Origin of the sequence: Chthonobacter albigriseus, assembly GCF_013839445.1 — a bacterium.
In the GTDB taxonomy this organism is placed as follows: domain Bacteria; phylum Pseudomonadota; class Alphaproteobacteria; order Rhizobiales; family Pleomorphomonadaceae; genus Chthonobacter; species Chthonobacter albigriseus.
Genome location: NZ_JACDIT010000001.1, coordinates 422,576 through 439,934 on the forward strand (window position 1 = coordinate 422,576; position 17,359 = coordinate 439,934).

At 69.7% G+C, this 17,359-nt stretch carries 3 protein-coding genes; 1 reads left to right on the top strand and 2 read right to left on the bottom strand.

The window, feature by feature from the left end:
* A partial coding sequence (locus HZ321_RS21590; RefSeq protein ID WP_181699667.1) for a cadherin domain-containing protein occupies positions 1–14,253 on the bottom strand: 14,253 nt, incomplete at its 3' end.
* Between the two features lie 510 nt (positions 14,254–14,763).
* Here HZ321_RS21590 and HZ321_RS01910 point away from each other — a divergent pair.
* A complete protein-coding gene (locus tag HZ321_RS01910) occupies positions 14,764–15,984 on the top strand; it encodes a TolC family protein (protein ID WP_181699669.1) in 1,221 nt (406 codons plus the stop codon).
* On the opposite strand, the gene HZ321_RS01915 is transcribed toward HZ321_RS01910, so the two are convergent.
* Complete coding sequence (locus HZ321_RS01915; RefSeq protein WP_181699670.1) at positions 15,974–17,284, bottom strand: HlyD family type I secretion periplasmic adaptor subunit; 1,311 nt, start codon at positions 17,282–17,284, stop codon at positions 15,974–15,976. The genes HZ321_RS01910 and HZ321_RS01915 overlap by 11 nt on opposite strands.
* Positions 17,285–17,359 lie beyond the last annotated feature (75 nt).

Consider the following 17,359-nt stretch of genomic DNA (forward strand, 5'->3'; position numbering starts at 1 on the left):
CGCGGCGTCGCCGCCGGCCAGGATCGAGTAGGTGGGCGAAACGCCCTCCGGATCGGTGGCCGAGACGGTGAGGACAGCGGTCTGGTTCTCCGCCACCCACACTGCCGCAGACGACGAGATCACCGGCGCCTCGTTGACGTTGCCGACGGTGACCTGGACCGACTGGACGGAGGACAGGGTGCCGTCGCCGGCCCTGACCTGCACTTCGTAGATGCCGTCGGCATCCGCATCCGCCGGCGATTCCGCATTCGGGAGGGTGATGAAGGAGAGCACACCGGTGGACGCATCGATCTGGAACAGGGCTGCGTCGGCTCCGCCGGCGATCGTGTAGGCCGGCGCGGTTCCTTCGGGATCGACGGCGGTCACGGTGCCGACGGTGGACTGGTTCTCGGTGATGGCGAAGCTCGCCGACGAGGTGATCGCCGGGGCTTCGTTGACGTCGGTGACGGTCACGCCGAGAGTCTGGACGGTTCCGAGCGACCCGTCGCTCGCCCGCACCATGACCTCGTATACGCCGTCGCCGTCGGAGTCGGCCGGGGCTTCGTGGTCGGGTGCCGAGACGAATGTCAGGACCCCGGTTCCGCTGACGATCTGGAACAGGGCGGCGTCCGCTCCGCCGATGATGGAGTAGGTGATCACGGCGCCGCTGTCCTGATCGGTGGCCGTGACCGTGCGCACCGCGGTCTGGTTCTCGGACACCGAGACCGTCGACCCGGACGTGATCGTCGGGGCCTCGTTGACGTCGGTGACGGAGATCGTCAGCGTGTCGGTGACCATGCCGCCGCCGGAATAGGTGGCGGTGACCTGGACGTTGCGCGTCGTGCGCTCCTCGAAGTTCAGGTCGGCACCGGTCGCGACCCGCAGTTCGTTGCCGACGATGACGAACAACGCCGCGTCGGGACCGCTCAGCGCGTAGGTGACGCCGCCCGCGCCGTTGGAGAGCGACAGGGTGGCGACCGTGGCGCCGCCGGCGGAATTCTCAGCGACGGTGTTGCCGCTGGACTGCAGGCTGACGCCCGCCACGATGTCGCCCGCCGCGAGGACGCGATCGGAGAACTCGAACAGTTCGACGTTCTTGACGGTGTCGGTATCGTCGCCGAAGACGCGCTGATCGGCGAGCGTGTAGGTGCTCGATGCCGCATCATAGGTGATGACGTAGTCCGACCAGACGCCGGTGAAGACGGCGCGGTCGGTGCCGGCACCACCGTCCAGGGTGTCGTTGCCCAGTCCGCCGACCAGGCGATCGTTGCCGACGATCGAAGCGTCCGATGTGGAGGCGTCGACACTGCTGCTCTGGACGATCGAGATGTTGTCGATACCGTAGGATTCGTTGTTGAGCGCCTCGTTGAAGTTGCCGCCGAAACCGAGGCGGAGCGCGCTGCCCGGGTTGTCGACGGAGAGGCGGACGCGGTAGCTGTACTCGGGCCAACCGAGGCCGAAGACATTGCCCAGGCTGGAAATCGGGCTGATCGTGTAGGAAACGCCCGCCGTGGCGCCGGACGCGCCCGAGGTCGTCAGGCTGGTGAGTACGGAGGTGATCGCGACTCCGTTCACATAGATCCGCACGCCCTCGCCCGCATCCCAGCTGTCCATGCGGAGCAGATCGAATTCGACGATCGCCGCCTGGCTGGAATCGACCGCGTAGGTCTTGTGAACGGCTTCGGCGAAGGCGCTGGTGCCGAAGTTGCCGAGGAAGTTGGTCAACGCCGCCGAGGTGGTGTCGACGGTACCCACGTTCCAGCCGGACGCCGTTCCGCTCTCGAAGGTCTCGACGGAGAGCACGGTGGAATCCGTGTCGCCGACGAGGCGGTCGTCGCCGATGCCGCCGACCAGCGTGTCGTTTCCGAAGTCGCCGATAAGGACGTCGTCGCCGTCGCCGCCGGAGAGGCTGTCATGGCCGTTCGCCCGGGCGAACACCACGTTGTCGACCATGGCTCCCCAGCCGTCGCCGTTGTTGTCGGCGGACTGCTCGCGGAACTCGATGCGGTCAGTGCCGCCGGTTCCGGTGACCAGGAACTGATGGGTCAGCCAAGTCGAAACAGCAGGGTCGATGGTGGCGATCACCGTTCCGTTGAAGACGACCTGGACGGTGACGTTGCTGGGCGTTCCGTTGTGGGTGTTGAGGTCGAACTGGAACAGATACTGCTCGCCGGCAACGGTGGCGACGTCCTGCCAGACGCTGTCGATGCCACCGGTGAAGTCGCGAAGCATGAGGTGCTGGTCGCCGTGCTGGCTGAACACGCCGGCGTTGTCGTAGACCGCGAGATTGCCGCTGGTGCTCTGCCAGCCTGTGGAGGTGGCGGTGAAGTAGATGCCGCCGAGGCGGCTGACGGCGTAGCTTTCGAATGTGGAATTGAGCAGCAGGTTGGCCGCGGTGTCCCACTGGAACAACGAGCGCAACGACCCGTCGCCCTTCAGCACATCATTGCCATCGCCGCCGGAGACGGTATCCGCGCCGGCGCCGCCGATGATGACGTTGGCCTCGGCGTTGCCGGTCAGGGTATCGGCGTAGACCGAGCCTGTCAGGTTTTCCATCGTCGCGAGGGTGTCGCCGGCGGCGTCGCCGCCCGAGCCAGTGCCAGCAGCGAGGTCCACAGCGACCGCGGCGCTCGACCGGGCATAGGACGCGGTGTCGGAACCGGCACCGCCGGTGATGGAATCGGCACCCGCACCGCCGACGAGGGTATCGTCGCCGCTACCGCCGTTGATCGTGTCGTTGCCGGCGCCGCCGTCGATCACGTTGTTGCCGGCGTCGCCGGTGAGTGTGTCGGCGTGGGCGGTGCCGGTGAGGTTCTCCACCTCGTAAAAGGTATCCTGCGTGATGCCGCTGGTCTCGATCCCTCCGGGCGCGGAATAGAGCTGGCGGACGTCGGCTTCCTCGATCGCCTTGCTGAAGATGGCGAAGTCGTCGATCTGACCGGCGAAAGCCTGGTCGCTGCCCCAATTGGAACGACCGATGAAATTGCTGGTGCGCACCACATCAGAAATCGAGACGGCGCCCGTTGTCGACGCGAGCAGCTCTCCATTGACGAAGAGCTGCATGATGCCGGCTTGGTAGGTGACGGCAACGTGCATCCACTGCCCGGCGACGATAACGTCGGTCGGGGTTGAAATAGCGGAAGCAACGGAGTTTTCGCTGACATAGAAGCGAAGCTGCCCGCTGGTTCCATTCCGGCTCAAAAGGATGTTGTTCACCCCGGCACCGGTGCCGAAGTCGAAGATGCGTTCCCAGGAGCCGGAACCCGGCCCGCGATCGAACTTGACCCAGGTCGCTACCGAGAAGGCGCCGCCGAGCTGGAGACCGTCGATCCGGGCGTGCGGGGCAGCCGAGCCGGAGCCCGAGCCGGAGAAAGTCAGCGCGTTGCCATGGCCCGACAGGCCGGCGGTCCGCGTGACGCCGCTGACGAGTTGCATGGCCCGCGCACCGGAAGCGGCGATCGAGGCAGTGCTGCCGCTGGTGGAATCCGCGAAGGCATAGGCGGTCATCAGCCGCGCGTTGCTGTAGGCGAAGGAGGCGACCGCCGCATTCTCGCCACCACCGGAAACCGATCCCGATGCCATGTTCACCGTGACGCCGGACGCAGCGTCGGAGTAGTCGGCCGTGTCGATGCCGGAGCCGCCGATCAGGACGTCGGCGCCGGTTCCGCCCTGGAGGACGTCGTTGCCCTCCCCGCCGTAGAGGGTGTCGGCGCCGGCCCCGCCGGCAAGGGTATCGTCGCCGTAGTTGCCCTGAATGAGGTTGGCGTTGGTGTCGCCGGTGAGATGGTCGGTATAGCGGCCACCAAGCAGGTTCTCGATGCCGGCGTAGTAGTCGCCCGCCGCCTCGAAACCGGCGGCGCGGTAGCTCGCGCTGGCCTGGCCGAGGTCGACCTTGACGCCCCAGCTGATGGAATAGTCCGCCGCGTCGATGCCGGACCCGCCGTCGATGAGGTCGGATCCCCAGCGGCCGTCGATCACGTCATCGCCGTTGCCGCCGACGACGGTGTCGTTGCCGTCCTGGCCGCGGAGATTGTCGCTGAACCCGGAGCCGACCAGAAGATCGACACCGGTCAACCAGTCGGTGCCGGCGCCGGCCGTGTTCTGCCAGGAATTCTGGACCCTGAGGTCGACGCGAACACCCTGGGCAGCGCTGGCGTAGCTGACCGTGTCGGTTTCCGTGCCGCCGCTGATGACGTCGTTGCCAATACCGCCGTCTAGGGTGTCGTTGCCGGCGCCGCCAATCAGGCTGTCGTCGCCCGCGCCTCCTCGCATGGAGTCGGCACCGCTGCCGCCGTCGACGGTGTCGTTGCCGGACCCACCGTCCAGCGTGTCGTTTCCAGCGACGCCGAAGATGACGTTGTTGCCGGTGTCGCCGGTGAGAACGTCGTTGAAGGCCGACCCGGACAGGCCCTCGATGGAGATCAGCGTGTCGCCCGCGGCGTGGCCGCCGGTCATGGTTCCGCCGAGCGTCACGTTGACGGCGACGTTGGAGCCGCCGTAGTCGGCGACGTCCGTGCCGGCGCCGCCGTCGAGAGTGTCGTTGCCCGCATAGCCTTGCAGGGTGTCGTTGCCGTCGCCGCCGCGCAGCGCATTGCCAGATGCGTCGCCGCCGAGGGTGTCGGCGTAGGCGGAGCCGATCAACCCTTCGATCGAGATCAGGGTGGTGCTCGCCGCATCGCCGGTCTGGATCATCGAGGTCAGGTCGACCGTGATCGCAGCGGTCGCGCGGGAGAAGTCGGCGACGTCCGTGCCGTCGCCGCCGTCCAGGGTGTCGGTACCGCCGCCGCCGCCCAGCGTATCGCCGCCGTCGCCGCCCTGCAGGACGTTGCTGCCGGTGTCGCCGTAGATGACGTCGGACAGGCCCGAGCCGATGACGTTTTCGATGGCGATCAGGTTGTCGCCGGCCGCGTCGCCGCCCGACTGGACGAGCTGGGTCAGGTCGATGGTGACGGCCTGGACCGATCCGGCATAGGAGACGGTGTCCACATCGGCGCCGCCGTCCAGGGTGTCGGCCCCGGCACCGCCGGTGAGCGTATCGTCACCGGCGTTGCCGAGCAGGGCGTTGGCCGCGGTGGTGCCGGTCAGGGTGTCGGCGTAGGCCGAGCCGTTGAGGTTCTCGATGGTGGCAAGGACGTCGCCTTCCGCATGGCCGCCGCTGGCGGTGCCAAGGGCGAGGTCCACGGTGACGGCGGCGTCGGAGAGCTGGTAGTCCGCCGTATCGGAGCCGTTTCCGCCGGTGAGCGTGTCGGCGCCGGCGCCGCCGACGAGGGTGTCGTCGCCGCTGTTGCCGGAGAGCGTGTTGGCGTTCGTGTCACCGGTCAGATGGTCGTTCAGGATGGACCCGATCACCGTCTCGATGGCGATCAGGCTGTCACCCTCGGCGTCACCGCCGGTGTTGACGTTCGTCGAGAGGTTGACGGTGACAGCGTCGAGCGACGTGGAGTAGTCGACCGCGTCGGTATCGCCGCCGCCGTCCAGCGTGTCCGCGCCTGCTCCGCCGACGAGGGTGTCGTTGCCGGCTCGGCCTTCGAGGCGGTTGGCCGCAGTGTCGCCGGTGAGGCGGTCGGCGAAGGCGGAGGCGAGGATGACCTCGACTTCGCCCAGGTTGTCGCCGTCGGCCGTGCCGCCGGTGTTGACGTTGGTCGTGAGGTTGACGGTGACCGCGGCAGTGGAGGCGGTGTAGTCGACGGTGTCCGTACCGGCGCCGCCGCGGATGGTGTCGAGGCCTGCGTCGGCGACGATGATGTCGTCGTCCGCGCCGGCCGAGATGCTGTCGTCACCGGCTCCGCCGAGCAGGGAGTCCGCGCCGGCGCCGCCGTCGAGCGTGTCGTTGCCGGCCGCGCCGGAGATGGTGTCGGCACCATCGGAGCCCGACAGGGTGTTGGCGGTGCCGTCGCCGGTGAGGGTGTCAGCGTAGGTGGAGCCGACGACGCCCTCGATGCCGGCGAGCACGTCGCCCTGGGCGAAGCCGCCGGCCTGGGTCGCGACGGCGAGGTTGACCGTGACGGCGGCCGTGGACTGGCTGTAGTTGACGACGTCGATCTCGCTGCCGCCCGTCAGGCTGTCCGCCCCGAGCGAACCGAAGAGCGTGTCGGCGCCAGCGCCGCCGGTCATGGTCTCGGCGGTGGCGAGGCCGTAAAGGGTGTCAGCGTAGGCGGAGCCGATCACGGCCTCGATCGAGGTCAGCGTGTCGCCCTGGGCCTCGGCCCCGAGCCCGGTGCCGGCTGCAAGGTCGATGGTGACGGCGCCGGTGGCGGCCGAATAGTCGGCCGTGTCGGTGTCGGCGCCGCCGTCGAGGGAGTCGGCGCCCGCGCCGCCCACCAGGGTGTCGTTGCCCGCGCCGCCGGTCAGGCGGTTGACGGCGGTGTTGCCGGTGAGGTGGTCGGCCAGGCCCGAGCCGACGACGTACTCGATCGAGACGAGGGTGTCGGAGGCCGCATCGCCGCCGGTGCCGGTGCCGGTGCCGGTCAAGAGGTTGACGGTCACCGCGGACGTCGACAGGGCATAGGTCGCGGTGTCGTTGCCGGCGCCGCCGTTGAGCGTATCGGCGCCGCCGCGGCCGGCCAGGACGTCATCGCCGTCGTTGCCGAGGAGAAAGTTCGCGCCGCCGTCACCGGTGAGGGTGTCGGCGAGGTTGGAGCCCGAGACGTTTTCGATCTCCTGGAGCACGTCTCCGGCGGCGTCGCCACCGGTCTGGCTCGCCGCAGTGAGATCGACCGTGACGCCGGACGCCGACCCGAGGTAGCTGGCCGTGTCGGTCCCGGTTCCGCCGACGAGGGTGTCCGCGCCGAGGCCGCTGGCGAGCGTGTCGTTGCCCGCGGCGCCGTCCAGCCGGTTCGCGTTGTCGTCACCGGTGAGCGTGTCGGCATGGGCCGAGCCGGTCAGGTTCTCGATACCGAGCAGGATGTCGCCGGTTGCATCGCCGGCAGAGCCGACGCCCGAACGGAGGTCCACCGTGACGGCGGAGGCCGAGCCGCTGTAGCTGGCCGTGTCGGTGCCGTCGCCGCCGTCGATCAGGTCCAGACCGGCGCCGCCTTCCAGACTGTCGTTGCCGAGCCCGCCGGTGAGGGAATCGTTGCCGGCGCCAGCGCTCACCGTGTCGTTGCCGTCACCGGCGGCGATCACGTTGGCGTTGCCGTCGCCGGTCAGCGTGTCGGCATAGGCCGAGCCGGTGAGGTTCTCGAAGGCGCTGATGACGTCGCCAGCGGCATCGCCGCCGGATACGACGCGGGTCTGCAGGTTGACCGAAACGGCCGCGGTGGAGGCGGAATAGGAGAGCGTGTCGGTTCCGGTGCCGCCGTCGAGCGTGTCCGCGCCGCTGCCGCCGTCGACGAGGTCGTCGCCCGTGCCGGCGAGGATCGAGTCGGCGCCGATGCCGCCCGCCACGGTGTCGTTGCCGATGCCGGCATCGATCGTGTCGTTGCCGTCGTCGCCGGACAGGCTGTCGTTGCCGGAGCCGCCGAGGAGGGAGTCGTTGTCCGCGCCGCCGGAGACGGAATCGTCGCCCGCGCCGGCGTCGAGCGTGTCTGCGCCGACCCCGCCGGTCAGCGTGTCGTTGTCCGCCCCGCCAAGGAGGCTGTCCGCTCCGGCGCCGCCGACGAGGGAGTCCGCCCCCGCGTTGCCTTCCAGAATGGAGCCGGTGGCCGCGGCCGTCAGGGTGTCCGCGTGCGCGGAGCCCAGGATCCGTTCGATCTCGACGAGGACGTCGCCGGTGGCGTCGCCGCCGGATGCGGTGGATGCCGCAAGGTTGACCGTGATGGCCGACGCGGAAAGCCGGTAGTCGGCCGTATCGGTTCCGGCGCCGCCGGTCAGCGTGTCGGCGCCCGAGCCGCCTTCCAGCAGGTCGTCGCCGGCGTTGCCGGAGAGGGAGTCGTCCCCTGCCCCGCCGGAGACGGTGTCCGCGCCATCGCCGCCACTGAGAACGTTGGCGACGGTGCTGCCGACGATCGTGTCGTTCAGCGCGCTGCCGATGACGTTTTCGACCAGCGTCAGGCGGTCGCCGTCAGCGTGGCCGCCGGTGCCGCTGCCGGCCGCGAGGTCGACCACGACCGCGGCGTTGGAGGCGGCGTAGCTGACGGTGTCGCTGCCGGCGCCGCCGTCGAGGCTGTCCGCCCCGGCCGCGCCGATCAGGGTGTCGTCACCGGCGCCGCCGACCAGGGTGTCGGCGCCAGTGGTGCCGCTCAGCGTGTCGTTGTGGTCGGAGCCGATGGCGCCTTCGAAGGAGATGAGGACGTCGCCCGTCGCATCGCCGCCGGAGGCGGACTGCGTTGCAAGGTCCACGGACACGGCGACGCTCGACCCGGAATAGTCGACGACGTCGGAGCCCGCGCCGCCGTCCAGCGTGTCGGCACCGCCGCCGCCGCTGAGGGTGTCGTTGCCGCCGTTGCCGGTGAGCTGGTTGGCGGCTCCATCGCCGATGATGGAGTCCGCCCCTGAACCGCCGAGAACGTGCTCGAAGTTGGCGATGGTGTCGCCGGCCGCGTCGCCGCCGGAGGCGGTGGCGAGCGCCAGGTCGATCGCGACGCCGACCGCGGAGGTCGAGTAGTCGAGGGTGTCGATGCCCGCGCCGCCGTCCAGGTCGTCGGCTCCGGCGCCGCCGCGGATGGTGTCGTTGCCGCCGTTGCCGTCGAGGACGTTGACGCCGGTGGTGCCGACCAGGAGGTCGGCGAAGGCGGTGCCGATCGCGCCCTCGATCGAGGTCAGCGTGTCGCCGGCCGCGAAGCCGCCGCTCGCCGTTCCGGCGACCAGATTGGCGGTGATGCCCGCGTTGGAGCGGGAGTAGTCGACGACGTCGACACCGGTCCCGCCGTCGATGGTGTCGGCGCCCGCGCCCGCAGTGAGCGTGTCGTCTCCGGCCAGGCCGGTCAGCAGCGAGCCGGTGTCGTTGGCAGCGAGCGCGTCCGCATAGGACGAGCCGATCACGCCTTCCATCTCGCTGAAGCTGTCGCCCGCGGCATCGCCGCCGGAGGCCGTGCCGGCCAGGAGGCTGACGGTGACGCCGGCGCCGGAGGAGGTGTAGTCGAGGATGTCGGTGCCGGCGCCGCCGACGAGCGTATCGGCGCCCGCCGCGCCGGCGAGCGTGTCGTTGCCAGCTCCGCCGGTCAGGAGGTTGTCGGACGCCGAGCCGGTGAGCCGGTCGGCGTAGCCGGAACCGACCGCCTGCTCGATGCCGCTCAGGGTGTCTCCGGCGGCGTGGCCGCCCGATCCGGTTCCGGCTGCAAGGTCGAGGGTCACCGCGGCCGTGGAGGCGCTGTAGTCGACGCGATCCGTGTCGGCGCCGCCGATGATCGTGTCGGTTCCAGCCCCCGCGACAAGGGTGTCGTTGCCCGCCGCGCCGTCAAGGCGCGATCCGGCGGCGGCCGCGGTCAGCATGTCGGCATGGGCCGAGCCGGTGACGTTTTCGATGGAGGACAGGCTGTCGCCGGCGGCATCGCCGCCGCTTGCCGTCTGTGCCAGGAGGTTGACGGTGACCCCGGCGGCAGAGCCCGTGTAGACGACCGTGTCCGATCCGGCGCCGCCGACGAGCGTGTCAGCACCGCCGCGGCCTTCCAGGGTGTCGTCGCCGGCGCCGCCGTCCAGGCGGTTCGCGTCGGCCGTGCCTGCCAGGGTGTCGGCGTAGGCCGAACCCGTCGCGCTTTCGAAGCCGGAGATGGCGTCGCCGGCTGCGTCGCCGCCCGACGCCGTGTTGGCCAGAAGGTCGATCGTCACGCCTGCCGACGAGCCGGCATAGGAGAGCGTGTCAGTTCCCAGGCCGCCCACCAGGCTGTCGGACCCGGCGCCGCCCTCCAGGGAGTCGTCCGCCGCGCCGCCCAGCAGCGTGTCGTCGCCTGCCGCGCCGGTGAGGGTGTCGTTGCCGCCGCCGCCGTCGAGAACGTTGGCGGTGGTATCGCCAGTCAGAGTATCGGCGAGGCCGCTGCCGATCACGCTTTCAATGCCGGAGAAGGTGTCGCCCTGCGCATCGCCCCCGGTGCCGGTCCGCGTCGTGAGGTTGACGGTGACGGCGGCGGTGGAAAGGGCGAAGTCGATGGTGTCGATGCCGGCGCCGCCGACAATGGAGTCGGCGCCCGAACCGCCGACGAGCGTGTCGTCGCCGCTGCCACCGTCCAGGGTGTCGTTGCCGGCCGCGCCGACGAGGGAGTCGGCGCCGTCGTTGCCGGTCAGGCGGTTGGCGGAACTGGTGCCGACCAGGACATCGGCGTGGGCCGAGCCGATGGCATTCTCGAACTCGCGAATGACGTCGCCGGTGGCATGGCCGCCGGACACGGCATTGGTGGTCAGATCGACGCTGACGGCGAGGTCGGAGGCCGAGTAGTCGAGCGTGTCGGTGCCGGTGCCGCCGATGAGGGAATCCGCGCCTGCCCCGCCGACCACCACGTCGTCGCCGATGCCGCCGTCCAGGGTGTCGTCGCCGATGCCGCCGGAGAGGGTGTCGGCACCGTCGCCGCCGGTCAGGCTGTCGTCGTCGTCGGAACCGGTCAGGCTGTCGGCATAGGCCGAACCGATGATCGCCTCGATGGAGTCGAGAGTGTCGCCCAGGGCGTCGGCGCCGGTGTTGAAGCCGGTAGCGAGGTTGACGGTCACGGCGCCCGTGCTGTCGGTGTAGTCGGCGGTGTCGAAGCCCGCGCCGCCCTCGATCGTGTCGGCGCCCGCGCGCCCGATGATGATGTCGTCGCCGGCGCCGCCGGTCAGGACGTTGGCCACCGACGAGCCGGTCAGCCGGTCGGATAGGCCGCTGCCGATGACATTCTCGACGAGCGTGAGCGTGTCGCCGGCCGCGTCGCCGCCGGTGCCGGTGCCGGCGGTCAGGTCCACGGTGACGGCCGCGGCGCTGAGGGCGTAGTCGGCCGTGTCCGTGCCGCTGCCGCCTGACAGAGTGTCCGCGCCCGCCCCGCCGCGCAGCAGATCGTCCGAGGCGCCGCCCTCCAGGCGGTCGGCTCCGTCGCCGCCCACCAGCGTGTCGTTGTCTTCGCCGCCCTGCAGGACGTCGTCGCCGGCCGCGCCGACCAGGCTGTCGGCTCCCGCGCCGCCGACGATCGTGTCGTTCGCGCCGCTGCCGGTGACCTGGTCGTCGTAGGCCGAACCGATGACGCTCTCGATGGAGGTCAGCGTGTCACCGGTGGCGTGGCCACCCGATGCGCTGCCGCTCGCCAGATCGAGCGTGACGCCTGCGTCGGAGGCGGCGTAGCTGACCTGGTCGCTGCCCAGGCCGCCGTCGAGGACGTCGCCACCGGCGCCGCCGATCAGGGTGTCGTTGCCGCTGCCGCCGACCAGGGTGTTCGCACCCGTGGTGCCGGTCAGCGTGTCGGCGTAGTTGGAGCCGATGACGTTCTCGACATCGGTCAGGCGATCACCGGCCGCCGTGCCGCCCGTGGCGAGGCCGGAGGTGAGGTCGACGGTGACCGCCGCGCCGCTGTCCGTGTAGATCGCGGTGTCGACACCGTCGCCGCCGTCCAGGGAATCCGCGCCGACGCCGCCGGTCATGGAATCGTTGCCGTCGCCGCCGTCGAGGCGGTCGTTGGCGGTGCTGCCGGAGAGGACGTCGGCGTGGTCGGAGCCGATCACGCCTTCGAAGCCGCTGACGACGTCACCGTCCGCGTGACCGCCGGAGACCGCGTTGGTGGCGAGATTGACGGACACGCCGGCGGTGGAGCCGGTGTAGTCCAGGACGTCCTGGCCGCTGCCGCCGAGCAGCGTGTCGGCGCCCGCGCCGCCCTTGACGGTATCGTCGCCGGCACCGGCGTCGAGCCGGTTGGCGCCGCTGGTACCGGTCAGGGCATCGGCAAAGCTGGAGCCGATCGCCGACTCGAAGTCGGCGATCACGTCGCCGGCCGCGTGGCCGCCGGAGGCGGTGTTGGCGGTCAGGTCGACGGAAACGCCGGCGTTGGAGCCGGCGTAGTCGATCGTGTCGGTGCCGTCGCCACCGTCCAGGGTGTCCGCGTCGGCGCCGCCGGAGATGGTGTCGTCGCCGTCGTTGCCGACGAGGAGGTTGGCGCCGGTGCTGCCGGTCAGCAGGTCGGCGTAGGCGGAGCCGAGGACGCCCTCGATGGAGGTGAGCGTGTCGCCGGTGGCATCGCCGCCGGTCCCCGTCGACGTGGCGATGTTGACGGTGACGGCCGCGGCGGACTGGGTGTAGTCGGCCACGTCGGTTCCGGCGCCGCCGCTCAGCACGTCGGATCCGGTGCCGCCGACAAGGGTGTCGTTGCCGAGGCCGCCGAGAAGGGTGTCGTTGCCGTCCCGACCGGCCAGGACGTCGCTGCCGGCGCCGCCATCGAGGCTGTTGGCCGCTTCGGTTCCGGAGAGGTCGTCGGCGTGATCGGAACCAACCAGGTTCTCGATGTCGGAGAGGGTGTCGCCGGCGGCGTCGCCACCGGACCCGATGCCGGAGGCGAGATCGACCGTGACGCCCGCGGCGCTGCCGGCATAGCCGGCGGTATCGGTTCCCGCGCCGCCCTCGAGGGAGTCCGCGCCGGCACCGCCGACGAGGGTGTCGTTGCCGCCGCCGCCGGCCAGGCGGTTGGCGCCCGCGGTGCCGGTCAGCGCATCGCCCGCGGCCGAGCCGACCGCGTTTTCGATGTCGACGAGCACGTCACCGTTGGCGTCGCCGCCGGCTCCGGTTCCGGCGTCGAGATCGACGGTCACGGCAGTGGCCGAGGCCGAATAGTCGGCGGTGTCGGAACCGCCGCGCCCGTCGAGGGTGTCGGCCCCGGCAAGGCCGGTCAGCACGTTGTCGCCCGCGTTGCCGCGCAGCGTGTCGGCGTAGGCGCTGCCTTCCAGGTTCTCGAAGCCCAAGAAGGTGTCGCCGGCGGCAAAGCCGCCAGAGGCCGTGCCCGCATCGAGGTCGACCGCGACGGCGTTGCCGGACTGGCGGTAGGAAAGCGTGTCGCTGCCCGAGCCGCCGTCGAGGGTGTCCGCGCCGGCGCCCGCCGCGACGAGGTCGTCGCCCGCCCCGGCGGAGACCTGGGTCCCGGGCGGCGTCTTCCAGAGAACGTAGGTGGGCAGGTTGGTGACCGGATCGATGTAGACGGCGTCAGCGGCGTCATCCACGTCGCGGATGGCGAAGCGCATCGAGCCGGTGGTTGTCGAGCGGACCCGTGTGGAGGCGTTGAGGACGATGAACTCGATGGTCAGGTTGAAGGTCGAGTAGAAGCCGTCCGCGTCGGCGACCGCGGAATCGTCCGGCACGCGATAGGCGAGCTCGAATGCGGCCGCGTTCGGATTCGCGGTGTCGAAAGGCAGAGTCCAGGCGTTGCCGACCCGTGTCGCGCCGACGATCGAGAAGCCGGCAGGGAGGCTGGCGACGCTCATGCCGCCGATCGCCCAGCTGGCGTCCGGCATCTCGGTTAGGAGTTCGATGGTTCGGACCGCCTGGCCGGCCCCGACGAGGTGCTGGCCGTCGGCGTAGATGATGTCGTCGCCGGAGCCGCCGGTGATGGTGTCGGCAACGGCCTGGACGGCATAGGTGTCGGTGGTATCGGCTGGCGAGACCGCGGCAGCGCCCTGGATCAGGCGGCCGCCGCCGGCCAGATCCGTCGACGTGCTGCGGGTCGCGCCTAGGAGAACTGCGGTGATCTCCGGCGCGGGGGCGTCGTAGTCGCCGTCCTTCCAGCTGTCACCCGGGGGATCGCGAGGCGACGGCGGCGGGGACTCGTCGGCCGGCGGGCGGGAGGACGGCGGGTTGATCGGGGGCGGCGGCGAATCGAACTCGCCGTTGGAGGTGAAGCTCGTGGAGCCCTTCTTGTCGCCGCTGCCGCGGACCGGCTCGGCCTTGACCTCGACGACTTCGACGACCGTCTGGGGCTCGGCCGGCGGCGGCGGCGTCTCGGGCTGTTCCGGCTTCTGCTTGACTTCCGGCTGGCTGCCCTTGGCCTCGGCCGTCGACATCAGAGGAGATGCGACCTCGGAGGCGACAAACTCGCCGACCTGGGCCAGCAAGGCCTGCGGGCTGATCGGCTGCCCCTCGACGGCGACGGAAACGGACGACTCGCTGGTGAGCCTCAGGCCGAATTCGAGCAGGACGATGCGCGAGCCGTCCGGAAACAGAAGGACGAGGTCGACGTCCAGGAGGTGGATCTTGACGCCGTCGAGCGAGAAGTGGAGGTCGACGTGCTCGCCCTCCTTGATCTGGACGAGGGTCGTCTCGCCAGCGGCGGGCTTGACGAGTCCGACCGTTCCGTCGCGGCCCGCCGTCTGATCCGCGCCGGGGACGACCTGCACGGGAGGCTCGGACGTCGTCGCCGCAGCAGCCGCTACCGTCGGTGTTTCGCTTCCAGCCATGCGTACCCCAGCACTCTTGAACCGATCAGTCACGCCTTGTGCGCCACCCTCGGAGATAGCGGTCGGGGCTTAATGGGTAGCCAAAATCGCATGGATTGCAGCTTGAAATGGCTGCGATGATAAATCCTCCGTAAATCTATCTATAGGTTCGCCTTATGCACGATCGATGCGCTTAGAAATTGTAATGCTAAAGCAGAGTTAACCACCCGTTAAGGTTAACGATCGGATAACGGGGCATTGCATGCTGGATTCTCTATGCAGACCCCCGGACGACACTGGAAACCCTGGCAAATCTCGAGCGCGGTCATCGTGGCCGTGCTCGTGCTGGGCGGTTGTTCGAAGCCTGCACGGGATCTGGCGCTACGGTCGCCGGCGCAAAACGCAACGGTCGGCGCTGTGGAGGTTACAGGGTCGATCGACCGGACGGTTGCGGCGCCGGGTGGGTCAGACCGGAACAGCCTGCCGGGGGTTCGCGCCGGGCGGCTTTCGACAGCGGACCTGGTATCCCACGTGCTCGCCACCAACCCGGACATCGGCATCGCGACCAAGCGCGAACAGGAGCAGACGCTGGGGATCGAACTCGCCGGGGTCGGATACCGGCCCAAGGTGGACTTCACCGCGTCGATGGGTCCGGAATACATCGCGACCTACGAATCGGAGGAATCGCGGCGCAACAGGAAGGAGATCGGGCTGGGGCTCCACCAGACGATCTACGACTTCGGCGTGATCGACGGGGACATACGGCGCGCGTCGGCTGCCAAGGAAGCGGCGTCCAACAAACGGTTCGCCCAGATCGAGGCGACGACGCAAGAGACCGCCGAAGCGCTGCTGCAGGTGCTCGAACTCGACGAGCAGATCCGCGTGGCCAAGGGCAACGTCGCGGCGCACCAGACCATCCTCGACCTGGTCAAGACCAACGAGAAGGACGGCAACGCCAGCGTCGCCGACATCAAGCGGGTGACCACGCGGCTCGAGAACGCCAAGACCTCGCTGATCGACCTCACAACGGAGCGGAGCGACGCGGCCGACTCCTTCCGCCGCCTGACGGACATCAGCGCCGACGACATCGACGGGCGGGCGCTGCTCTCGCTGAAGGGCGGGCCGGCAGACGTCTCGCCCGAAGTCCTGGAGGCCAATCCGGCACTGGAAGCGATCCGCCACGAGATCGTGTCGCTGCGTGCGCAGATCGACAGCGTCCGTGCCGGCCGGCTGCCCTCCATCACCTTCGATGCGGACGCGAAGATCCGCGACGACGTCGGTGGACCGACCGAGCCCGGCCTCACGGCAAAGGCGATGATCAACGTCCAGATGAAGCTGATCGACGGTGGCGAGGCGTCCATCCTGGAGCGGCAATTGATGACCCGCATCGAAGAGGCGATGCTGAAGCTCGACAAGCAGCGCCGCGAACTGAAGGAGGCGGCGGAGAATGCCGCGCGCCTGGCGAGTTCCGGGGGCGAGAAGGCGGAATCCCTGTCCTCGCGGCTGGACGCGAGCCGCAAGGTGGCCGAACTCTATCTCGAACAGTTCAAGGCCGGCGGCGTGACGATCTTCGAACTCCTCGACAGCCAGGCGGACCGGCAGAAGGCGGAGGCCGACGCGATCACACAGGCCTACGAGCAGCGGCGGTCGCACATCCAGCGCCTCGTGCTGGCCGGGAAACTCTCCGAAACCCTGCTCGGCCGGTCGCAGCCGCGCCCGGCGACCGCGGACGTCTCGGCGCTTACTCCCTGAGGGCGTTGTCGCGCAGATGCGTCAGCGGCGTCAGGAGGTATTCCAGGATCGTGTGGCGCTGGGTCAACATGTCGACGTTGGCGATCATGCCGGGCACGACCGGGTTCTTCGGGCCGAGGTCGCTGGCGTCGGCCGACAGGCGGACGCGGAAGTAGGGCTCGCCCTCCTTCTCCTCGATCACGTCGGGCGAGATCTCGACGATCCGGGCCTTCAGCCCACCGTAAATCGAATAGTCGTAGGCGGTCACCTTGACGATGGCCGGCGTGCCCGGCCAAACGTCGGCGCGATCCTGGGGCGAAAGCTTGGCCTCGATGCCGATGCTGGACGTGGCCGGAACGATCTCGGCCAGCGGGGCGCCTGGGGCGACGACACCGCCGACGGTGGAGACGAGGAGCTTGTTGACCACGCCGGCGACCGGGGCGCGAACTTCGGAGCGCGTCGCCCGGTCCCCGAGCGAACCGATGCCCTGCTCCAGTTGCGCGATCGCCAGCAAGGTCTTGGACCGCTGTTGTGACGCCTCCGCACGGAAGGAGAGGACGGTCTCGTTGCGCCGGCGCGTGGCCTCGCTCAAGGCGGCCTCGGTCTGCGGGATCTGGTGGGAGAGATCGCTGAGCTTGGTGTCCAGCTGCTGCAGGTTGCCGAGGGCGGAGAGCAGTTCGTTCTTGGACACGGCGCCGAGCTTGTTGAGGCGGTCCAGGCTTTCGGTCCGCTCCGCCAGCAGCGCCCGTTCGCGCTCCAGATTGGTGAGGCGGGAGGTGAGTTCGGCGAGTGCGAGTTCCTGCTGGCGCATCTGGTCGTCGGCGATCGCGGTCTGCTCCTCCAGGCTCAGCTTGCGCTTGAGGAAGAGGTCCAGCTCGTTGGCCTTGACCGGGTCGGCGCCGAGATCGTCGGGGAAGGCGATCTGGTCGGCGCCGCCGATCTCCGCGTCGAGCCGCGCCAGCTCGGCGCGGCGCGCGGCCAGTTCGGATCGCGCCTGGGCCAGAAGCGACGCGGCCTCGGTGTCGCGGATCTTCAGGAGCACCTGGCCGGCTTCGACCTTGTCGCCGTCCTTGACCAGGATCTCGGAGACGATGCCGCCCTCCAGGTGCTGGACGACCTGGTTCTGGATGGAGGGAACGACAACGCCGTTGCTGCGGGTGACCGCATCCAGTTCGGTGGTGGCCGCCCAGTAGACGAGGGCGACGATGCCGGCCGCCGTTCCGAGCAGCAGAGACCTGTGGGCCTGACGCGCCACGCCGGCACAGCGCCGCAGCGGCTCGATGCCTGCCTGACCCTTCTGTCCATTCGGCGATTGCGACACGACCACACCCGTCTGTTCGACCGACCAACCGGTTGGGGACGATTGAATGCGCGCGGGTGCTTAAGTTTCGGTTGT